Here is a 20,570-nt window from a genome sequence, read left to right as displayed (position 1 = left end):
TCTCCCCGCGGCGTTGATAGAATTGATTTCGTGTCAGCTTTACTGCTTGACTTCAGCAGCCGGGTTCGCGCCGCCTTTGCCGCCGCGACCGGGGTTCAGCGGGTCGTCCTGACGCTGCACCGAACCTTCGAAATGCGCGCCGCTTTCGATAGCGATGGTCTTGTGAATGATGTCGCCTTCGACCCGTGCGGTCGACGTCAGACGGACTTTCAGACCACGCACCCGGCCTACGATACGGCCATTGATCACCACGTCATCGGCGGTCACTTCGCCCTTGATGGTGGCGGTTTCGCCAATAGTCAGCAGATGGGCGCGGATGTCGCCTTCGACCGTGCCTTCGACCTGGATATCGCCCGAGGTTTTCAGGTTGCCGGTGATGTGTAGGTCCGCAGACAGAACCGACGCCGGAGGCTTGGGCTTGGGTGCAGTGCTGGCCTTGGTTTCAGACGGGGCAGGTGCCGCCGGTGTGGCCGGAGCCGCAGGCTTTGCCGCCTCGGACGCATTGGATGCGGGCTCGTTGATTTTGCTCTTAGAAAACATTTCTCGCAGCCTTAATGTAAGTCATTGGGTTAACAGGTTTTCCGTTCACGCGCACCTCATAGTGAAGATGCGTGCCGGTCGACCGTCCGGTGCTACCCATATCAGCAATATGATCCCCGCGCGAGACCCTTTGACCAACCTTTACACGTATCTTGGTGTTATGAGCGTAAAGTGTCTCAATTCCGAAGGCGTGCTTGATTTTCACCAGCCGTCCGAACCCGGACTGCCAGCCAGCATGGGTGACCACACCATCGGCGGTCGCAAAGATATCCGTCCCGTGCGCACCAGCGAAGTCTGCACCGTTGTGCATGCGCCGGCCACCGGTTTTGGGGTCCCGGCGGGTGCCGAAGCCACTGGTGTAACGCACAACGGCGTTCACGGGGCTGGCAAACGGCGCCTTCTCGGCAGCGATACGGTACAGGTTTAGCTGGTCCATCTGCTGTAGCAGAGTGTTGGCGCGGATTTCGTCGGGGGTCAGTTCCTCACCGCGCGTGCTGAAGGATATGGGGGTCAGGGGGCCACCCATGCCGCTGTAACCACGCCGCACTTCTTCGATGATGCGGTCTGTGGGCATTCCTGCCTGACGGAACATCTTGTCGAGCGGTTCGACCGAGATGACCATTGCCTCTTCCAGTTGACGGAAAATCTCGTCACTGCGTTCCTGCATGAGCCGGATTTCCAGCTCAAGATCGTCACGTTCTTCCAGCGCATCCTTGGCATCAGCTGCGATCTGGTCCCGTTCCAGCGCCGTACGGGCCAGCGCTTGGGTCATGAAATCCATCTGGGCGGGGTCGCTTGCGCTGGCCATATAGGCCTCGTCCGCGCCGCCATCCTGCTTGAGCTGAGCTAGTTCCAGACGCGCGTCTTCGCGCTGTTTCATCGTCGCGCGCAGGGTGGTCTGAATGACCTCAATGCCCGTTTCCAGTTCGCGACGGCGGTTTTCCGAAGCTAGCAATTCGGATTGCATGGCCGAAATTTGCTGAAGCGCCGCGTTGAACCGGTCCTGCGCCAACAACGCCTCGGCGGCGCGCATGTCACGTTCCGCTGACAGGACGTTTAGACGTTCTTGGTAGGTCGCCTGATCCCGTTTCGCCTGATCGCGGAAATTGCCCGATCCGATACTGTCCATCAACAGGATCGCGGTTGCCACGGCGGTCCAGCCGACGATCAGCGCGACCCCAGCAACAGCTGCCACCTGCGTCTCGGAGCTGAGACGGATGAACCGTGTATCATTGTCGGATTTCAGAAATACCCGGCGTTCTGGTAGGTGCCGCTCGAGCAGTGAATGTAGTTTAATTGCCAGACGTGTTCGCACGCGTCTTCCCTCTGTCCATCCCCAATTCGGGACCGGTTGTGAGTTGTCTCCGTCCCTTGGGCCAACTGCATAGAGGGGACGTGCGATTTGGGCAAGTTTGTTAACCAGTTCACACAACGAACCGGTTTTTTCCCGCCCATTTTAGGCGGGAAGTTGCCGATAACATCAACTTGTGCAGGTTTAACGCGCTTGACCGGGCGCAGTTAGGTCCTCTGTCAGGGGCCAGTAGAAATCGGGGGGCAATCCGGCCTCGGCGCGTTTTTCTTCGTTGAAGGGTGGTTTCAGCACACCGTGGAAGTAGCGCCGCACCAAGGAGTGGAACACATCCTTGGGGTCGGCATTCTCGCGCCCGCAAAGGAAATGGAACCATTTCGAGCCATAGGCCACATGTCCTACCTCTTCGGCATAGATCACCTCGAGTGCGGCAATGGCGTGCTCATCCTTAGCTTTGCGGAAGATGCCGATCATGCCCGGTGTGACATCCAGCCCGCGCGCCTCGAGCACCATGGGGACGACGGCCAGACGGCCCATCAGGTCCTCGGCGGTGTCTTCTGCGGCGCGCCACATCCCGGCATGGGCAGGCAGGGCACCATAGTGGCTGCCCATGCGTTCCAAACAATCACAGACCATCTCGAAATGGCGCGATTCTTCTTCGGCGCATTTGACCCAATCGTCATAGAATCCGATGGGCATGGGGACATGCCCGAAACGTGCGATGATGTCCCAATGAAGGTCCACTGCGTTCAGTTCGATATGGGCAACCGCATGCAACAATGCGATCCGGCCCGCCTCGGTGCCGGGTTTGCGCTTGGGCACCTCGCGCGGGGACAGAAGCTCGGGCTTATCTGGGCGCGCGGGGGACAAAGGCGGAGACGCCGTGCCGATTTCAATCGCGGGCGCATCCCCGCCGCGGGCGGCGAACCATTTGGCGGCATAGCGTTTGGACAGCGCGGTTTTTGCGTGTCCATCCGCGGTCGTCAGAACTTCGGTCGCCATCTGGGTCAGGGTTTTAGACACCGTTTTTCTCCGCTTGATCGGACTGCGTCATAGACCGGATGGCGACCGCAAGAAAAGGGGTCAGAGGTCGCGGACGGCCTCAAGCACCTCATCCACATGGCCGGGTACTTTGACCTTGCGCCAGACCTTGGCGACCTTGCCCTCGGCGTCGATCAAAAAAGTGGATCGTTCGATCCCCATCGACTTGCGCCCATACATGTTCTTTTCAACCCACACGCCATAATCCTCACATGCGGTCGAGCTTTCGTCGGACAAAAGTGGCGTGGTCAGGCTGTGTTTGGCGACGAATTTGTCGTGCTTGGCCACGCTGTCGCGCGAAATGCCGAAAACGTGAGCGCCCGCATCCGCAAAGGCCTGAAGTTGTTCCGAGAAACCGATGGATTCCTTGGTGCAGCCCGGCGTATCATCGCGGGGGTAAAAGAACAAAACGACGGCACCGCCGCGCAGGTCTGACAACGTGACCTCGCCACCGCCGTCGCGAGGCAAAGTGAAATCAGGGGCGATGTCTGTAACGTCGGGCATTGGAAACTCCGCTAAAGGTTTTTAAGTGCTGCCCGTGATCATAGGGCGGTGCGAGCGGGTTGAAAGGCGTGGATAGCAATTTGGTGCAGCACGACGACAAAAGTGCAGACCAGAGCAAGACACCCCGGCGTCGCAGGTCGCGCCGTCGGCTGGTTGCCTATGTGACCCTTGGCTTTACGTTGATGCTTGGCGCGCTGGCTGTCGCCGGTTGGTTCTTTCTGATCGGTCACCAGTTACACGCGCCCCAATGGATGCGCACGCAGGCTGAAAAACGGCTGGATCAGACGCTGGGCGGGCTGAAAGTTCGGTTCGGTGATGCGACGTTTTTCGTGAATGAACAATGGCTTCCGCGGCTAAGGTTACGTGACGTGACGATCAGTGACGCGGCGGGTCAGCAGATCGCGCAGGTCGGCGACTTGCGGACGCGCCTGTCTATGCGCGGCCTGTTGCGTGGCCAGATCCGCCCGCGTCGCATCATCCTGCAAGATGCCCAGATAGCCCTGACGCGCAACAAGGACGGGGCGTTGTCGCTGACGGTCGGGTCCGGCAGCTCTCCGGTGCAGCAGGCCCCGACGCTAGCTGAACTGATCGAGGAATCGGATGATGTGTTTCTGTCGCCAATCCTGTCGGGTCTGCGGTCGGTCGAGTTGCAATCGCTGACGCTGGACTACCAGGATTTGCGACTGGGTAGGGCCTGGGTTTTCGATGGCGGCCACATTACCGTCACACGCGACGGTGACGAAATGCGCCTTGCCACCGGCTTTTCGGTTCTGACCGGGCGGGACTATGCCAGCTCGATCGAGGCCAATTATACCAGTCTTCTGGGTAGTCCTCAGGCAAGTTTCGGATTTTCGATCACCGATTTACCTTCCGAGGATATTGCCGGGCAAAGCCTTGCGTTAGCCTGGCTGCAAGTGCTCAAAGCGCCGATTTCAGGGTCCTTGCGGGGCAGCATCGACGATCAAGCCGCGCTGGGCCCGCTGTTTGCCACCCTGAACCTTGGCGCAGGGGCCGTTCAGCCTACGCCCGAGACAAAACCCATTCGCTTCGAGTCTGCCCGGACGTATTTCACCTATGACCCAAGCCAGCAGGTGCTAGATTTTAACGAGGCGTCCGTGGTCTCGGACCTTGGAGCCATTCAGGCCGAGGGCAAGGCGTTTCTGCAAGGCATCGAAGACGGTGCGTTGGAAAGCCTGACCGCTCAGTTGCAGCTCAACAGCATCGACATCTATCCCGGCGGCCTGTTCCCGGAATCGTTGGAATCCGCGCGGGCCGAGCTGGACTTCCAGATGAAACTTTTGCCGTTCGAATTGCGTTTGGGACAACTGACCCTGACGGATGCCGATCACACATTGCGGGCCTCGGGGCGCTTACTTGGGCGACCCGACGGGTGGGTCGCGTCTCTGGATGCGCATCTGGATACGATGACCTCGGACCGGCTTTTGAACTACTGGCCCGAGATTTTGGCCCCCAAACCCCGCCTATGGGTGTCTGAAAACCTGTATGAGGGTGATTTCGCGGACATCGAATTCTCGCTTCGGGTCCGTCCCGAAACCAAACCTGATCTCTATCTGGGTTTCGGGTTCGACAACGCGAAGATCAAATTTGCCAAGACCCTGCCGCCCGTTCAGGACGCACAAGGCCGGGTAAGCCTTCTGGAAAACCGCTTCACCGCCTCGGCGGAAAGTGGGGTGGTGATGGCCCCCGAAGGAGGCGCGGTCGATGCGTCGGGGACGTCCTTCATCATCCCCGATACGTCGATCAAGAAGGAATCGCCAGCGATTGCCCGGATCAAAGCCAAAGGCAAGGCGACGGCAGCGCTGTCGCTTCTGGACCTGCCGCCGCTGGAATTGCTGAGCAAGGCCAATTTGCCCGTTGATTTAGCAGCGGGTGATGTCAGCCTGTCGGGCACGCTGTCCCTGCCGTTGATAAAAGGGCTGAAATTCGAAGATACCGAGTTTCATTTCACCGGTGACATCGACAATGTAAAAAGCGACCGGCTGGTTCCTGGTTTCACGATCAGTGCCGATCGACTGACATTGTCGGGCGATCAAACTGCTGTCGAAATTGGCGGCTACGGTCTGTTTGGCGACGTGCCCATGCACGCAACATGGCGCCAACCCATCGGTGGCACCGAGCCGCAACGCAGTCAGCTGTCGGGCGAGATTGAACTGTCCCCGCGACTGATGACCGAGTTGAAGGCGGGCCTGCCTCAGGGGATGCTGACCGGGCAGGGTACAGCCGATATCAATCTGGGAATTGGGGCGGGTGAACCGATCGCGCTGACGGCGACTTCGGATCTGGTCGGTGTCGCGCTGTCGATCCCTGAGTTGGGTTGGCGCAAGGGGCGGCAAGCCCAGGGAAGAATGACGCTCGACGCGACGTTGGGCGATCAACTGAGGGTCAATTCGCTGAAACTGGATGCGGCAGGGCTGCGCAGCACCGCGTCGATCTCATTCCGCGAGGATGGTGAATTCGACAAGGTCGAGTTCAGCTCGTTCGATTTGGGCAATTGGCTTGCCGTCCCGGCCGAGTTGGTCAGCCGTGGCGCCTCGGTGCCTGATATTCGGGTGCAAGGCGGGGTGGTCAATCTGGGTGGCGCCACCTTTGGCGGCGGTAGCAGCGGCAGCGGGGGGACCGGGAACGGGCCGAATCTGGATGTGGTTCTGGATCGGTTGCAAGTGACGGAAAGTATAGCACTGACTGGTTTCAAGGGCGATTTCCGTACCACGGGCGGTGTCACGGGCGGCTTCACTGCGCGGATCAACGGCAGTGCCCCGGTACGCGGGACGATCACTCCACGCGGTGCACGCAGCGCGGTCGAGTTGATCTCGGATGATGCAGGCGAGGCGCTTCGCGCTGCCGGGGTAATCACACAGGCGCGGGGCGGCACACTGACCATGACGCTGGAGCCGGTCGGCAACGGCAGTGACTATGACGCCAACTTGAAAATCTCGAACACGCGGATCACCGATGCGCCCGCCATGGCGGCCCTGCTGAACGCAATCAGCCTGGTTGGGTTGATTGACGAAATGGCCGGGCAGGGGATCTTTTTTGCGACAATTGAAAGCCGAATGCGCATCACACCGACCGAGATCAAGGTCCTCAGCGGCAGCGCGGTTGGTCCTTCAATGGGGCTGTCCTTCGATGGAACAGTCGACCTTGCGAATGGGCTGCTGAACCTGCGCGGCGCGATTTCACCAATATACCTGGTCAACGCGGTGGGCAGCCTGTTGACCAAAAAGGGTGAAGGGGTCATCGGGTTCAACTATTCCCTGACCGGTCCGCTCACCGCGCCCAAGGTTGCGGTCAACCCTTTGTCGGGCCTTGCGCCTTTGTTCTTGCGTAATTTGCTTAGACCACCACCGCCAAAAGTGACGGACGGGCCGAATTCTCAGCCGGTCAAATCGGACAACACGAAAGCAGCCTCTGGGACCCGCGGCGAGGACCGCTAAATTGGGTTGTTGCTGAATCCAGCGGGGCCTTGTAATGCGCCCGCATGAAACTCAGCGATTTTGATTTCCATCTACCCGAAGACCTGATTGCCACGCGGCCCGCGACCCCTCGGTCGTCGGCGCGTTTGCTGGTTGCGCACGGCAATGCCATTTCGGATGCGCATGTGTTCGATCTTCCCGGCTGGTTGCGGGCCGGGGATCGCCTTGTCCTGAACGACACCCGCGTTATTCCCGCCCGTCTGAATGGTCGCCGCCACCGCGACAGCGCGCAAGGGCCGGTCTCGGCCGCGATCGAGGCCACCTTGTTAGAGCCGCAGGCGGATGGCACGTGGACCGCGCTGATCAAACCGTTGAAAAAGGTCAAACCGGGCGAGGATATCCGGTTCTCGGACGACCTCAGCGCGACGCTGGACCGGGTCGAAGAGGGGCAGGCCTATCTGCGGTTCAACCTGACGGGTGAGGATTTTGATGCCGCGCTTGAACAGGCCGGGGCGATGCCTTTGCCGCCCTATATCGCCGCCAAGCGCCCGGCGGATGAGCAGGACAAGACTGATTACCAGACCATCTGGGCGCGTAATTCTGGCGCGGTCGCAGCCCCGACCGCATCACTGCACTTCGACACCGCGCTGATGCAGGCCCTTGAAGCGCGTGGCGTGGAGTTCAGCCATGTCACGTTGCATGTCGGCGCGGGCACCTTCCTGCCGGTCAAGGTCGAGGATGTGACAACCCACAAGATGCACGCCGAATGGGGTCGTGTCAGCGAAGTGGCCGCGCAGCAGATACGCGCCACCAAGGCTGCCGGAGGCCGCGTGATCCCGGTGGGTACCACCGCCTTGCGCCTGATCGAGAGCGCCGCGCGCAGCGGAGAAATCGCGCCGTGGGAAGGCGAGACCGACATTTTCATCTATCCCGGTTTCCATTTCCACGTCACCGATGCGCTAATGACAAACTTCCACCTGCCGAAATCCACTTTGCTGATGCTGGTCTCGGCACTGATGGGGCAGGACAGGATTCACGATGTTTATGCTCATGCAATTGAACAGAAATATCGGTTCTTCTCATACGGCGATGCATCGCTTTTGATCCCGGAATAAGTCGCGTGTCGGGATCAAAACATGGTAATGTCGTAGACAAGCACGACCCAAGCCGCTTTTCATCTGAAACTGATCGAAACTGTCAAACCGCTTCAACTCGGAGGCCCCAATGATTCAGGTCCTTTCCAGCGCGTGGGCGCTTCTTCTTGGTATGGGCCTGCTTATGGTTGGCAACGGCCTGCAGGGTACAATTCTGGGCGTGCGGGGTGAGATCGAAGGGTTTTCAACCCTCGAGATGTCCTTTGTCATGTCCGCCTATTTCCTGGGTTTTCTGGGCGGCTCACGTCTTGCCCCCGAGATGATCCGCCGCGTGGGCCATGTAAGGGTCTTTGCGGCGCTGGCCTCTTTCATTTCAGCGGTGATGATCATGTATCCGCTGTTGACCAATGAAATCGCATGGATTTTGGGTCGTATGGTGATCGGGTTCTGCTTTTCCGGCGTTTACGTCACCGCTGAAAGCTGGCTCAACAATGCGGCCAATAACGAGAACCGAGGACAAGCGCTGTCACTTTACATGATTGTGCAGATGACGGGGATTATCGCTGCACAGGGGCTGGTTCTGATTGGTGATCCGTCAGGCTATGAAACCTTTGTCATCGCCTCGATCCTGGTGTCCGTATCATTTGCTCCGATCTTGCTGTCGATCTCTCCAACGCCCGCTTTTGACAGCACCAAACCAATGACCCTGCGCGAGTTGATGGGCAATTCACCTCTGGGCTGTATCGGCATGTTCCTTCTGGGGGGTGTGTTCTCGGCCCAGTTCGGCATGGCGGCCGTTTACGGCGCACGGGCCGGGCTGACACTGGTCGAGATATCGACCTTCGTCGCCGCGTTCTACGTGGGCGCCGTGCTGCTGCAATATCCGCTGGGTTGGTTTTCAGATCGGATGGACCGGCGCTTCCTGATCATGCTCGTGGCTCTGACCGGGGCGGGGGGCGCAGTTACGGCCATGCTGTTTGGGACGGTCTTTCCGATCCTGCTCGCCTCGGCCTTTGTGATTGGTGGCATGTCGAACCCGCTCTATTCGCTACTGATTGCCCATGCGAATGACTTTCTGGACAATGAAGATATGGCAGCGGCTTCGGGCGGTTTGGTGTTTATCAACGGTATGGGGGCAATCGCGGGTCCGCTGATCACCGGTTGGCTGATGGGCGACGCAATCTTTGGGCCTCCGGGCTTCTTCCTGATCATTGCCGCCCTGCTGGTAGCCCTGGCCGGATACGCCATGTACCGCATGACACAGCGCGCCGCTATTCCGGTAGATGAGACGGGCACTATGTCGCCGCTGTATCCAACCGCCTCTCCGGTGGCGTTCGAGGTCGCGCAGGAAGTGGCCATCGAAGCCGCCGAGGCCGATCAGGATACGCAAGATGTTGCCTAAAACACGGAATTATTGCGCAAATGTTGCAATATGTTACTGTCATAAATCTGTAAAACGCCCTTAAATGACGTTACGTCCCTGGGGAGGCGAACAGACGGAGTATTGGGCAATGGCAGGGCCTGAAGACGTACTGAGTTTTTGGTTGGATGAAGTTGGTCCCAAAGGGTGGTATGAGCAGGATGAGGCGCTTGATGCCGAAATCCGTGAAAAATTCCTGACCACATGGGAACTGGCGTGCGAGGGCAAATTCTCGCTATGGCTGACCTATCCCAGCGGATCATTGGCTTACATCATCCTGATGGATCAATTCCCACGCAATATGTTCCGAGGCAGTGCTAAAGCCTTTGCATCGGACCGCGCCGCTCTGACGGCTGCGAAATGCGCGGTGGACAAGGGTTGGGACCTCAAGATTGACGAGCCCGCACGGCAATTCTTTTATCTACCGATGATGCATTCGGAAAACTTGTGCGATCAGGAACGCTGCGTGCGGTTGATGTGTCAGAACATCAATTCGGACTCCAGCAATCTGCTACACGCGCGGGCCCATCGTGAAGTGATCCGCCAGTTCGGTCGCTTCCCCTATCGGAACGAGGCTTTGTCGCGCCCCATGACCGCGCCCGAAGCCGCCTATGTGGACATGGGTGGCTACGGTGCAACGGTCCGTGAATTGCAGGCCGCGAACTAAGACGAAGGCACACAGCCACGAATGGCAATCACGCGGTCGGCGATTGCGTCGGCCGTCGTGTTTATGGCGGTATTAATTAAGTGGTCCGGCGATTCAGTGAGATCGGCGATACGCGCCTGTGACGTTTGCAGCTTGGTTTCAAGCTGGTCAAGCTTGGCCAAGGCCAACGATATTTGTGCGGCGACGGCGCTGTCTGCGACAACCGCCGCCGATTGTAATGACGACAATTCACTGCGCAGGGCGGTCAATTCGCCACGCACTCCCTTCACCTCTTCTTTCAGCGGAGCAACGATTTGAACCTTTTCCGTGAGGGTCGTCGTGACATCGTCAACCGTCGAGGCGAGCTTCCACCCCAGAAACAGGCACAGGGCCACCAGGATCAGGGTCGCGTTCAATAGGGCAAGCAACAGGTCAGTCAGCGTTCTGGCCATGGTCGAAACTTCCAATACAATACAATCAATGAGTGCCGGGCGGGCCCGACATCTATGTTCTAGCCATTGTGTCTTGCGCGGTATAGGCTGAAAACAGCGTGTATCTTGTGCGCTGACCCTGCGTCGCTTTTGCCGCGGGACGATATTGTTGATGCATTTTGGAAGTTAGTTTAATGGTAAACTAATCTCTGAAACGACCTGCGCCGAGAGGGAACAATGGCAGCACACTCTTTTGATCTGATCGTAATCGGCGCCGGGCCCGGCGGGTATGTAGCAGCAATTCGCGCAGCGCAGCTCGGTCTGAAAACGGCCGTTGTCGAGCGTGAGCACCTGGGCGGTATCTGCCTGAACTGGGGCTGTATTCCAACAAAGGCGCTGCTGCGATCTTCAGAAGTGTTTCACCTTATGGAACGCGCCAAGGATTTTGGTCTGAAGGCCGACAAGATCGGGTATGATCTGGATGCGGTGGTTAAAAGGTCGCGCGGGGTTGCGGCGCAATTGTCAGGCGGCATTGGTCATCTGCTGAAAAAGAACAAAGTGACCGTTGTGATGGGCGAGGCAACGATCCCGGCCAAGGGCAAGGTCTCGGTCAAAACCAAAAAAGGGACCGAGGACCTGACGGCCAAGAACATCGTGCTAGCGACGGGCGCGCGAGCGCGCGAGTTGCCCGGTCTTGAGGCGGACGGCGATCTGGTCTGGACCTACAAACATGCACTTCAACCTCCCCGGATGCCTAAAAAGCTGTTGGTGATCGGGTCAGGCGCAATTGGGATCGAATTTGCCAGCTTCTACAATACACTGGGCGCGGACACGACCGTGGTCGAGGTGATGGATCGGGTTCTGCCGGTCGAGGACGCTGAGATCAGCGCCTTTGCCAAAAAAGCCTTCACCAAGCAGGGCATGACCATCATGGAAAAAGCGATGGTCAAGCAGCTTGATCGCGGCAAAGGCAAAGTCACCGCGCATATCAAGGTGAAGGGCAAGGTCGAAAAGCACGATTTCGATACGGTAATCTCAGCGGTTGGCATTGTCGGTAATGTCGAGAATCTAGGGCTCGAGGCCTTAGGGGTGAAAATCGACCGTACCCACGTGGTCACAGATGAGTTCTGCCGGACCGGTGTCGAAGGACTGTATGCCATCGGCGACATCGCCGGCGCACCCTGGCTGGCGCATAAAGCAAGTCATGAAGGCGTGATGGTCGCCGAGCTGATCGCAGGTAAACACGCACACCCGGTCAAACCCGAAAGCATTGCGGGCTGCACCTATTGCCAGCCGCAGGTCGCCTCGGTCGGGTATACAGAAGCCAAGGCCAAAGAACTGGGTTATGACATCAAAGTCGGCCGCTTCCCCTTCATCGGCAACGGCAAGGCTATTGCCTTGGGTGAGCCTGAGGGGATGATCAAAACGATCTTTGATGCTAAAACTGGCGAATTGCTGGGTGCGCACATGGTTGGCGCGGAAGTGACGGAAATGATTCAGGGCTATGTAGTCGGTCGTCAATTGGAGACCACGGAAGAAGATCTGATGAACACAGTTTTCCCGCATCCAACCTTGTCTGAGATGATGCATGAAAGTGTATTGGATGCCTATGGGCGCGTGATCCACATGTAAGTGAAGGGGGGCTCTGCCCCCGCCGCGGCAAGCCGCGACTCCCCCGGGATATTTTTAGCCAGATGAAGCGGGAATCCTTCATTCATCTGGCCTTAAATATCCCGGAGCGCGAGGCAGAGCCTCGCTTAGCCCCTAGTTGCTCAGTGCGTGCAGGATACGGGCCCAGGACCGGATGCCTTTGTGGAAGCTCTTTACGTCGTATTTCTCGTTCGGCGAATGAATCGCATCGTCGTCATTGGCAAAACCGACCAGCATGGAATCCAGCCCCAATTCGGTGCTGAAATATCCGACGACCGGGATTGATCCTCCCATGCCAGTAAAGACAGCCTCGCGCCCCCATTCGTCCGATAGCGCGCCGCGTGCGGCCTCAAATTCGGGGCGATCCAGGTTCATCACCGATGCCGGGGCGCCTTCAAGGTCGTTATCCCATTCAACCGTTGCATCTGCCGAAAGGCGATCCTCCACATGTTTGCGGATTTTGTTGCGCAGATCGTCAGGGTCCATATCGCCAACAAGGCGGCAGGTGATCTTGCAATGGGCGCGCGAGGGGATCACCGTTTTGGACCCCGCACCGTTGTACCCGCCCCAAAGCCCGTTGACCTCGAGTGTCGGGCGCGCCCATTGTTGTTCAAGGGTGGAATAGCCCTTTTCGCCATGCGGTTGCGAATAGCCGACGGAGTTCAGATAGTCAGCTTCGTCGAAACCGCAGTCTTGCCATTGGCGCAACTGGTCAGCGGGAACCTCGTGGACGCCATCATAAAAGCCGTCGACTGCAACCCGACCGGTTTCGTCATCATAGAAAGAGGCAACAATCTTCGACAATTCTCGCAACGGGTTCAGACCCGGTCCCCCGTAGTGGCCCGAGTGCAGGTCGATCCGGGGGCCGACGATGGTGAATTCGTCCTTGAGCATCCCGCGCAGCTGAGACGCGATTGAGGGCACCCCACGCGACACCATCGAGGTATCGCAAACCAGGGCCAGATCGGCTTTCAACTCGGCCGCGTTTTCGCGCAGGAAGGGCACAAGTGAGGGCGAACCGGATTCCTCTTCGCCTTCGAAGAAAAAAGTAATGCGGCAAGGCAGGGTGCCGTGAACGGCTTTCCAGGCGCGGCAGGCCTCGACAAAAGTCATCAACTGCCCCTTATCGTCCGAGGATCCCCGCCCCCGGATGACGGGGCCGTTGTCGGTGTCTTCGATGGCCGGGTCGAACGGGTCGCGGTTCCACAGGTTCAGCGGGTCCACTGGCTGCACGTCATAGTGCCCGTAAAACAGTACATGCGGCGCGTCGTTATCTTCTCCGATATGCCCAACGACCATCGGGTGGCCCGTGGTTTCGCGCTTTTCTGCCTGAATGCCGATGGTTTTCAGGTCGGCCACCAGCCAGTCCGCAGCTTGGCTGACTTGAGCGTCAAAAGCCGGGTCAGTCGAAATCGAAGGGATGCGCAGCAATTCCATCAACCGGTCGATTGAGGTTTGCAGATCGGCGTCGATGCGGGTGAGAACTGCGTCAAGCGTCATGAGGGGGACTCCGGCCAAAAGGATTTCTGGCGGCACCCTAACAGGGCGATCCTTGCCGTCCAGTCCGTTTGCTGTCAAAAAAGGCGCAATAACTGACGCATGCGACCGCCCCCCTGCGTCGTTTCCTCGCGTTTCTTGGACGTAAGTTTACTTGTCGGGTAGGATGTGAGGCGATATTTGATGCAAATCAAATAAGCATTCCCAGACTCACTTATATGGTGCGATCACTTGGGACCATATCGGCGTCGGATGAAAACGGGGTCGGGGAAGATGTTCGGTCAATGCGGATTGGCCGGGCTTTTAAGGAGAAACCGGTGGACTATACTGCTCAGCTCGATACCGCGATTGCCAGGCTGCACGACGAAGGACGCTACCGGACCTTCATCGACATCGAACGTCGCAACGGCCATTTCCCGCATGCGGTACACACGCGCCCAGACGGGTCCACACAGAACATCACCGTCTGGTGCGGCAATGACTACTTGGGCATGGGCCAGAACCCGGTTGTCCTGAACGCGATGCACGAAGCTGTGGATTCGGCAGGGGCCGGTTCGGGTGGCACGCGCAACATCTCGGGCACGACGGTTTACCACAAGCAGCTTGAGGCTGAACTGGCTGATCTGCATGGCAAAGAGGCGGCGTTGCTCTTCACCTCGGCCTATATTGCCAATGACGCAACGCTGAGCACGCTGCCCAAACTGTTTCCTGGTCTAATTATCTATTCGGATGCGCTGAACCACGCTTCGATGATCGAGGGCGTGCGCCGCAACGGTGGCGCCAAGCGGATCTTCCGTCATAACGACGTCGCTCATCTGCGCGAACTGCTGGAGGCGGATGATCCGGCCGCTCCCAAGCTGATCGCGTTTGAATCCGTCTATTCGATGGATGGCGATTTCGGCCCGATCGAAGAAATTTGCGAACTGGCAGATGAATTTGGTGCTCTGACCTACATTGATGAGGTTCATGCGGTTGGCATGTACGGCCCCCGCGGTGGCGGTGTGACCGAGCGGGATCGTCTGGCGCATCGGATCGACATCATCAACGGAACGCTGGCCAAAGCCTTTGGTGTGATGGGTGGCTATATCGCAGCAAGCGAGAAAATGTGTGACGCTGTGCGCTCTTATGCGCCGGGCTTCATCTTTACCACGTCGCTGCCGCCTGCCGTTGCTGCGGGTGCGGCGGCCTCGGTTGCCTATCTGAAGACTGCCCCGGAACTGCGTGAGCTGCACCAAACACAGGCGAAAGTCCTGAAGCTGCGACTGAAAGGGTTGGGCCTGCCGCTGATCGACCATGGCAGCCATATTGTGCCGGTGATCGTTGGCAATCCGGTTCATACGAAAAAGCTCAGCGATATGCTGCTGGACGACTATGGAATCTACGTTCAGCCGATCAATTTCCCGACCGTTCCGCGCGGAACCGAGCGTTTGCGGTTCACTCCATCGCCGGTTCACGGGCCGGATGAAATGAACGCTCTGGTGCAGGCGATGGACGAACTTTGGTCACATTGTGCGCTAAATCGCGCCGAACTCGCCGGTTAACCTCACGCCAAAGTGTGCAACGCGTTCATAGCGTGTTAGGCTTAAGCTAACAAAAGTAGCAGACGAATCGGTAGGCATGATTCGGCTCTGGCGTGAAACACGCGTAGGCAGAATGGGGCAGCAGGAATGATTGGGCGCAGATCTCAGCGCGGATCGGATGAGGACAGTGACGTCCGGCCGAAAGGCTATGACGATTATGAGGTCCGACTTGGCGACATGATGCGCGGCGAACGCGCGACGATGGGCAAGTCTCTTCTGGATGTTCAACGCGAACTGCGGATCAAAGCCACCTACATCGCAGCGATTGAAGAAGCGAACCCCGACGCTTTTGACACACCCGGCTTTATCGCCGGGTATGTGCGGTCTTATGCACGCTATCTGGGGATGAACCCGGATGAAACATTTGCCGCCTTCTGCAAGGAAAGTGGGTTCGAAGTGGCCCATGGCATGTCTGCGCAAGCGTCGGTAGTGCGCAAGCCTATAGGCGGGCTGCCGGCCCGTGGCCCGATGGGCCATGATCCGTTCATGTCGCCCAATACACCCTATATTCCGGGAAAAGAACCGCTGGTCAGCCAGATCGATCCGCGTGCCATCGGCTCATCGCTGGTGTTGCTGGCTGTGATCTGCGGGATCGGCTATGGCGGCTGGTCGGTGCTGAACCGAATACAGCAGGTTCAGGTCAGCCCGGTTGAACAGGCGCCGGTCGTTTTGTCCGATCTTGATCCTCTGGATGTTGCCCGCGCTGCGATATCAACTGAAACCACGGCCGAGATCGAACCACCCAGCGTCGAGGCGCTGGATCGTCTGTATCGCCCACAGGCGCTGGATGTACCGGTTCTGGTTGCGCGTGACGCTCCGATCTCGACCCTTGATCCGCGCACGGTCGGGACTTTCCTGCCGCCGGAGCCGCCTCAGATCGAAGTGGCCGAGGTGCACACTGTCGAACGCCCGGTGCTGCCGCAAGTGGTCGAGCAACTGGACACCACGCTCAAGATCGTCGCGGTCAATCCGTCCTGGATGCGCGTGACAGCCGCAGATGGCAGCGTTATCTTCGAAGGCACGCTGGGCACGGTCGAGCAAGGCAACACGTTCGAGGTTCCGCTGACCGAAGAACCACCGCAACTGCGCGCAGGCGCGTCGGGGTCGGTCTATTTCTCGATGAACGGTGAACATTTCGGCCCGGTCGGTGCGCCGGGTACCGTGGCTAAAGGCGTAGTCTTGTCCAAGGATGCCGTTGCGGAAAACTACACGGTCGCCGATCTTGAGGCCGAGCAGAACAGCGCGCTCAAACGCTTGGTTGCCGAGCTTCAGGCACAGGAACCCGTTGCCGCGTCTGAATGATCTAGCCATTGCGATAGTGGGTTAAGCGAACTATCTAAAGGCGCAACTCTGGCTGTCTTGGACCCGACCCTCATGTCCCTCAATCACGTGCGCCCGTGGCGAAACATCTATCGCCGCAAATCCCGTCAGATCATGGTTGGCGACGTTGCCATCGGGGGCGATGCGCCAATTGCAGTTCAGACCATGACCAACACGCTGACCACGGATGTGGCCGCGACGGTAGCGCAGGTGCAGGCCGCAGCTGAGGCGGGGGCGGATATTGTGCGGGTCTCGGTCCCGGATGAGGCGTCGTCAAAGGCACTGAAAGAGATCGTGCGCGAAAGCCCTGTACCGATCGTGGCCGATATCCATTTCCACTATAAACGCGGCATCGAGGCTGCTGAGGCAGGCGCTGCCTGTCTGCGGATCAATCCGGGCAATATCGGCGACGAAAAGCGGGTGCAGGAGGTGATCAAGGCCGCCCGCGACCACAATTGCTCGATCCGGATCGGGGTCAATGCGGGGTCGCTGGAAAAGCACCTGCTTGAGAAATATGGTGAGCCATGCCCCGAGGCAATGGTCGAAAGCGGGCTCGAGCATATCCGCATTCTGAAAGACAACGACTTTCACAACTTCAAGATCAGCGTGAAGGCCAGTGACGTGTTCCTGTCGGCTGCGGCCTATCAGGGGATTGCCGAGGCCACAGATGCTCCCATCCATTTGGGTATCACCGAGGCCGGAGGACTGGTCAGCGGCACCATCAAATCCGCCATTGGGCTGGGCAATCTGCTGTGGATGGGGATCGGCGATACGATCCGCGTCAGCCTATCCGCGGACCCGGTGGAAGAAGTCAAGGTGGGCTATGAGATCCTGAAATCACTGGGCCTGCGCCATCGCGGTGTGAATATCATCTCATGCCCGTCCTGCGCGCGGCAGGGCTTTGACGTGATTAAGACGGTCGAAGCGCTGGAGCAGCGACTGGAGCATATCAAGACGCCGATGAGCCTGTCGATCATCGGCTGCGTCGTGAATGGCCCCGGTGAGGCGCTGATGACTGACGTTGGCTTTACCGGCGGCGGTGCGGGCTCGGGTATGGTCTATCTGGCGGGCAAGGCCAGCCACAAGATGTCCAACGATCAGATGATCGACCACATCGTTGAACAGGTCGAAAAGAAAGCGGCTGAACTGGACGCAGCGGCCGAGGCTGCGGAATAACCCAACAAGCGCGCGGTTCCGGGGAGGGATGTGTTCTCGACAGGGTGAACCGGTCTGTGTTGACAGGTCCCGCCGTTCTGGGGCCAAGTCGGGCCTATGAAGGCTACACTCGTCCTTGTTCTGCTAATGTGGACCGCTCCCATCGGCGCGGCGCGCGCGTGTGAATTGGCATTGGCTTTTGCGTTGGATGTGTCGGGCAGCGTCGATGAGGCCGAACATCAGTTGCAACGCGATGGCGTCGCCGCTGCCTTGCTGGACCCTGACGTTGTAACGGCGATTTCGGCCCAACCCGGTGGCGTGGCCCTGATGGTGTATGAGTGGTCAGACTCGCGCCAGCAGACGCAGATTTCGGCCTGGCGTCTGGTCAAAGGGGTGGCAGGGTTGAAATCGATCGCTGCCGAGGTTCTGGCGGCCCCTCGAAGTGCAACGGGTGGAACCGGCATAGGCCCGGCGGTCGCGTTCGGAGCGTTGATGTTCGACTATGGGCCCGATTGCCGTCGGCGCGTCATAGATGTGTCAGGGGACGGCAAACACAATAACGGCTTTCGCCCCCATGTCGCGCGCGAGATGCAGGTGATGCAAGGGGTCACCGTGAATGCGCTGGTGATCGAGGGGGCAGAGCCCGAGGTGCTGGCCTACTACGTCGAGCACGTCATTTCAGGGCAGGGCGCTTTTGTGGAAATTGCGGCGGGGTATGAGGACTATGCCGCAGCCCTTCGGCGAAAATTGCTGCGTGAAATTCCCATGGCTGTAGCCGATCGGTAAGGGGTAGGGCGGTGCACGAACGCGCACCGCCTGTGTTCATATTTAACCCTGCTCAGCCCGCACGGCGTCTGCGATTTGCAGCATCTGGTCGGCAGTCAGATAGCCGCGCAGCATTTCGGTGCCAAGAACGAAGGACGGTGTGCCTTGGATTTGCATCCGCCGCGCCAATTCGCGGGTCTGGTTGATCTCATCGGTCACACGATCGCTGTCCATCGCTGCCAAAATGGCATCGCTATCCAGCCCCAGACCATCCGACAAACGGCGCAGAGAAACCTCGTTTGGCTCACCACCAAAGTCCAGCAGAGCGTCGTGCACCAGCTTATAAGCGTCATCGCCCGCCACATGCTTGGTGGCCACGGCAAAGCGCGAAGAGATCACCGAGGCTTCGCCCAGGATCGGGAATTCCTTGATCACCAGACGGATATTGCCGTCTTCGGACAACAGCTCGGCCACTTCGGGGACGGCCCGGCGGCAATAGCCGCAGCGGTAGTCCATGAATTCGACTAGCGTGATGTCGCCATCGGGATTGCCACCCACCCAGCTGTAGCCATCATTGAACAACTCGTCGGCATTGACTGCGACCAGTTCTTGATCCGCGGCGGCCTCGGCCTGAGCGTTGCGTTGTTCAAGGATGTTGATCGCTTCGATGATGACCTCGGGGTTTTCCAGAAGATAGGCACGTACCTGCGCGCCGAACTGCTCTCTCTCGGCATCGCTCATGGTGTTGAGGTCCAACGCCTGCGCCGGGGCGGCAAGCAGGGAAAGCCCCAGAAGGGCCGGTGCAGCATGTCTGAGGATCATTTCCGTTTCCTTTTCGATTTCTTTGCGTTTTCCGAGGCAATCAGCACATCCTGTGCCCGTTGCCAACCTGTTGAACCCTCGGGTAGTTGCCCGAGAGCGCGTCTTGCGTGAATACCTGCATCGGTAAGCTTGCCTTGCAAGGCATATCTTTCCGCCGTAACGACTGAGGCCATGCCAGTGTTGCCGACCCGCGCATATGCCACGCTCAGATCTCGCAGAGAGCCAGTGTTGCGATGGTCGCGGGCGCGTGCCTTTTCAAGCACTTGCAGGGCGTCTTTCGTCCGATCCTGTGCTAAAAGCGCGCGACCGTAGCCTGCAAGGATCAAGGCGTTGTTTGGTGCCATCTCCATCGCGTGACCATAGGCCGCAACGGCCTCGGGCAACTGACGGTTTTCCAGCAGGATCTGGCCTTTCAGTTCATAGTAATAAGGATCGTCGGGGCGAATGGCCAAGGCGCCGTCAATGGCGCCCCTCGCCTGCGCAAGATTGCGGTTCTGGTGATGGGCCGCCGCCTCGCGCATCAGGCGAATGTCTTGCGCAGTTTCCTCTTTCGCGCGTCGCAATGTCCACGAGGGCGCGCGCAGGAAGGCGGATAACTTTCCTTTCACGCGGGCAAACCAATATTCTGCCTGCGCGTTGGGGACCGCAGACGCGCCAAATTCCCCTAAAAACGTCTGGGCCGCGCGCAGACGATCGCGGTTGGTGGGGTGCGAGCGCATATAGGGGTCCTGATTGGCCTCGCTCAGCAGCTCCTGACCCACGAATTTCTGGTGCAGGGCAACCATCCCGCTGGGTGAAATACCTGCCCATCGCAGATAGCTTGCTGCGCTGCGGTCGGCCGAGGATTCCTCGGCCCGTGTGTGCCCCAGAAAACTGCGCAAAGCCGAGCTCGAGGTGCCCGCAGCGATACCTGCCGCTGCTTCACCACCTCCGGCGACGGCAACGGCCAGCGCAAGCGCTGTTCCCAACCCGGCATTGCGTTTGGCGGCTTTCAGGTTTTCGAACCGGCGGGCGAGATGGCCGTTGGCAATATGGGCGGCCTCATGCGCGATCACCGCTTGCAGCATCTCAGGGGTGTCCACGGACAGGATCAGGCCGTAGTTCAGATAGATCGCGTTGTTGTCGATGACGAAGGCATTGAATGTGCTGTCATAAACGACCAGAATTTGCACCCGATTGGTGTTCAGTCCGGCGGCCCGCAGCACAGGAAAGGCCAGTTCACGTAGGCCGTTTTCGATGTCGGGGTCGCGGATCAAGCTTTGCGCATTGGTTTGAGCTGCGCTGACGAACCAAGTCATCACACATAGAAACAGGGCCGGGATTGACGCCAGCCTGGATACACGCTCAAAAGCCATACAAGCA

The 20,570-nt window shown here is 58.8% G+C and carries 17 protein-coding genes; 9 read left to right on the top strand and 8 right to left on the bottom strand.

The window, feature by feature from the left end; genetic code table 11:
- Window positions 1-39: 39 nt before the first annotated feature.
- The 4 genes from AC2FJ6_RS02555 to AC2FJ6_RS02540 form a co-directional block, all read right to left on the bottom strand.
- On the bottom strand, window positions 40-540 hold the full coding sequence (locus AC2FJ6_RS02555) for a bactofilin family protein (RefSeq protein WP_170770566.1): 501 nt from the start codon (window positions 538-540) through the stop codon (window positions 40-42).
- Window positions 530-1,855, bottom strand: a complete 1,326-nt coding sequence (locus AC2FJ6_RS02550) for a DUF5930 domain-containing protein (RefSeq protein WP_170770568.1) — start codon at window positions 1,853-1,855, stop codon at window positions 530-532. Before AC2FJ6_RS02550 ends, AC2FJ6_RS02555 begins: the two co-directional genes overlap by 11 nt.
- Before the next feature lie 180 nt (window positions 1,856-2,035).
- Window positions 2,036-2,851 carry a ferritin-like domain-containing protein gene (locus AC2FJ6_RS02545; protein ID WP_496668591.1) on the bottom strand — a complete coding sequence of 272 codons (816 nt, stop codon included), beginning with the start codon at window positions 2,849-2,851 and terminating at the stop codon, window positions 2,036-2,038.
- A gap of 81 nt (window positions 2,852-2,932) precedes the next feature.
- The gene (locus AC2FJ6_RS02540) at window positions 2,933-3,394 is read right to left on the bottom strand and encodes a peroxiredoxin (protein WP_170774606.1); all 462 of its coding nucleotides are present in this window, start codon (window positions 3,392-3,394) and stop codon (window positions 2,933-2,935) included.
- Between the two features lie 68 nt (window positions 3,395-3,462).
- Between AC2FJ6_RS02540 and AC2FJ6_RS02535 the strand changes: the two genes are divergently transcribed.
- From AC2FJ6_RS02535 to AC2FJ6_RS02520, 4 genes are all read left to right on the top strand, one after another.
- Entirely contained in the window at window positions 3,463-6,849 is a 3,387-nt protein-coding gene (locus tag AC2FJ6_RS02535; protein WP_331252135.1) for a YhdP family protein, read from the top strand.
- A gap of 44 nt (window positions 6,850-6,893) precedes the next feature.
- Window positions 6,894-7,943 carry a tRNA preQ1(34) S-adenosylmethionine ribosyltransferase-isomerase QueA gene (gene queA / locus AC2FJ6_RS02530; protein WP_480874280.1) on the top strand — a complete coding sequence of 350 codons (1,050 nt, stop codon included), beginning with the start codon at window positions 6,894-6,896 and terminating at the stop codon, window positions 7,941-7,943.
- Window positions 7,944-8,052: 109 nt separating this feature from the next.
- Window positions 8,053-9,324, top strand: a complete 1,272-nt coding sequence (locus tag AC2FJ6_RS02525; protein ID WP_170788778.1) for an MFS transporter — start codon at window positions 8,053-8,055, stop codon at window positions 9,322-9,324.
- A 109-nt stretch (window positions 9,325-9,433) separates the two neighbouring features.
- Window positions 9,434-10,009 carry a DUF924 family protein gene (locus AC2FJ6_RS02520; RefSeq protein ID WP_480502539.1) on the top strand — a complete coding sequence of 192 codons (576 nt, stop codon included), beginning with the start codon at window positions 9,434-9,436 and terminating at the stop codon, window positions 10,007-10,009.
- Here the strand turns inward: AC2FJ6_RS02520 and AC2FJ6_RS02515 are convergent.
- Window positions 10,006-10,440 (bottom strand): hypothetical protein, encoded by a 435-nt coding sequence (locus tag AC2FJ6_RS02515; protein ID WP_170782598.1) that lies wholly within the window; start codon window positions 10,438-10,440, stop codon window positions 10,006-10,008. The genes AC2FJ6_RS02520 and AC2FJ6_RS02515 overlap by 4 nt on opposite strands.
- A gap of 216 nt (window positions 10,441-10,656) precedes the next feature.
- Here AC2FJ6_RS02515 and lpdA point away from each other — a divergent pair, with 216 nt between their 5' ends.
- Window positions 10,657-12,051: a dihydrolipoyl dehydrogenase gene (gene lpdA / locus AC2FJ6_RS02510; RefSeq protein ID WP_170774595.1), complete on the top strand. Its 1,395-nt coding sequence runs from the start codon at window positions 10,657-10,659 to the stop codon at window positions 12,049-12,051.
- Between the two features lie 132 nt (window positions 12,052-12,183).
- Here lpdA and AC2FJ6_RS02505 read toward each other — a convergent pair whose 3' ends face one another.
- The gene (locus tag AC2FJ6_RS02505; RefSeq protein ID WP_170782596.1) at window positions 12,184-13,569 is read right to left on the bottom strand and encodes a dipeptidase; all 1,386 of its coding nucleotides are present in this window, start codon (window positions 13,567-13,569) and stop codon (window positions 12,184-12,186) included.
- A 314-nt stretch (window positions 13,570-13,883) separates the two neighbouring features.
- On the opposite strand from AC2FJ6_RS02505, the gene hemA reads away from it, so the two are divergent.
- The 4 genes from hemA (at window position 13,884) to AC2FJ6_RS02485 (ending at window position 18,407) form a co-directional block, all read left to right on the top strand.
- A complete protein-coding gene (gene hemA / locus AC2FJ6_RS02500) occupies window positions 13,884-15,107 on the top strand; it encodes a 5-aminolevulinate synthase (RefSeq protein ID WP_170774591.1) in 1,224 nt (407 codons plus the stop codon).
- Window positions 15,108-15,233: 126 nt separating this feature from the next.
- Window positions 15,234-16,448: a helix-turn-helix domain-containing protein gene (locus AC2FJ6_RS02495; RefSeq protein ID WP_170774589.1), complete on the top strand. Its 1,215-nt coding sequence runs from the start codon at window positions 15,234-15,236 to the stop codon at window positions 16,446-16,448.
- A gap of 72 nt (window positions 16,449-16,520) precedes the next feature.
- Window positions 16,521-17,642, top strand: coding sequence for a flavodoxin-dependent (E)-4-hydroxy-3-methylbut-2-enyl-diphosphate synthase (gene ispG / locus AC2FJ6_RS02490; protein ID WP_170774587.1), 1,122 nt, complete (start codon window positions 16,521-16,523; stop codon window positions 17,640-17,642).
- A 96-nt stretch (window positions 17,643-17,738) separates the two neighbouring features.
- Window positions 17,739-18,407: a DUF1194 domain-containing protein gene (locus tag AC2FJ6_RS02485; RefSeq protein WP_170782592.1), complete on the top strand. Its 669-nt coding sequence runs from the start codon at window positions 17,739-17,741 to the stop codon at window positions 18,405-18,407.
- Window positions 18,408-18,449: 42 nt separating this feature from the next.
- Here the strand turns inward: AC2FJ6_RS02485 and AC2FJ6_RS02480 are convergent, their stop codons facing one another.
- Both AC2FJ6_RS02480 and AC2FJ6_RS02475 read right to left on the bottom strand, forming a co-directional pair.
- Window positions 18,450-19,208 carry a DsbA family protein gene (locus AC2FJ6_RS02480; RefSeq protein WP_170788772.1) on the bottom strand — a complete coding sequence of 253 codons (759 nt, stop codon included), beginning with the start codon at window positions 19,206-19,208 and terminating at the stop codon, window positions 18,450-18,452.
- A complete protein-coding gene (locus AC2FJ6_RS02475) occupies window positions 19,205-20,563 on the bottom strand; it encodes a M48 family metalloprotease (protein WP_496668321.1) in 1,359 nt (452 codons plus the stop codon). Before AC2FJ6_RS02475 ends, AC2FJ6_RS02480 begins: the two co-directional genes overlap by 4 nt.
- Window positions 20,564-20,570: the final 7 nt, after the last annotated feature.

This window comes from Ruegeria sp. CDSA089, assembly GCF_059612205.1.
The sequence above is the reverse complement of the archived record's forward strand: the minus strand, read 5'-3'. Positions and strand labels throughout refer to the sequence as shown.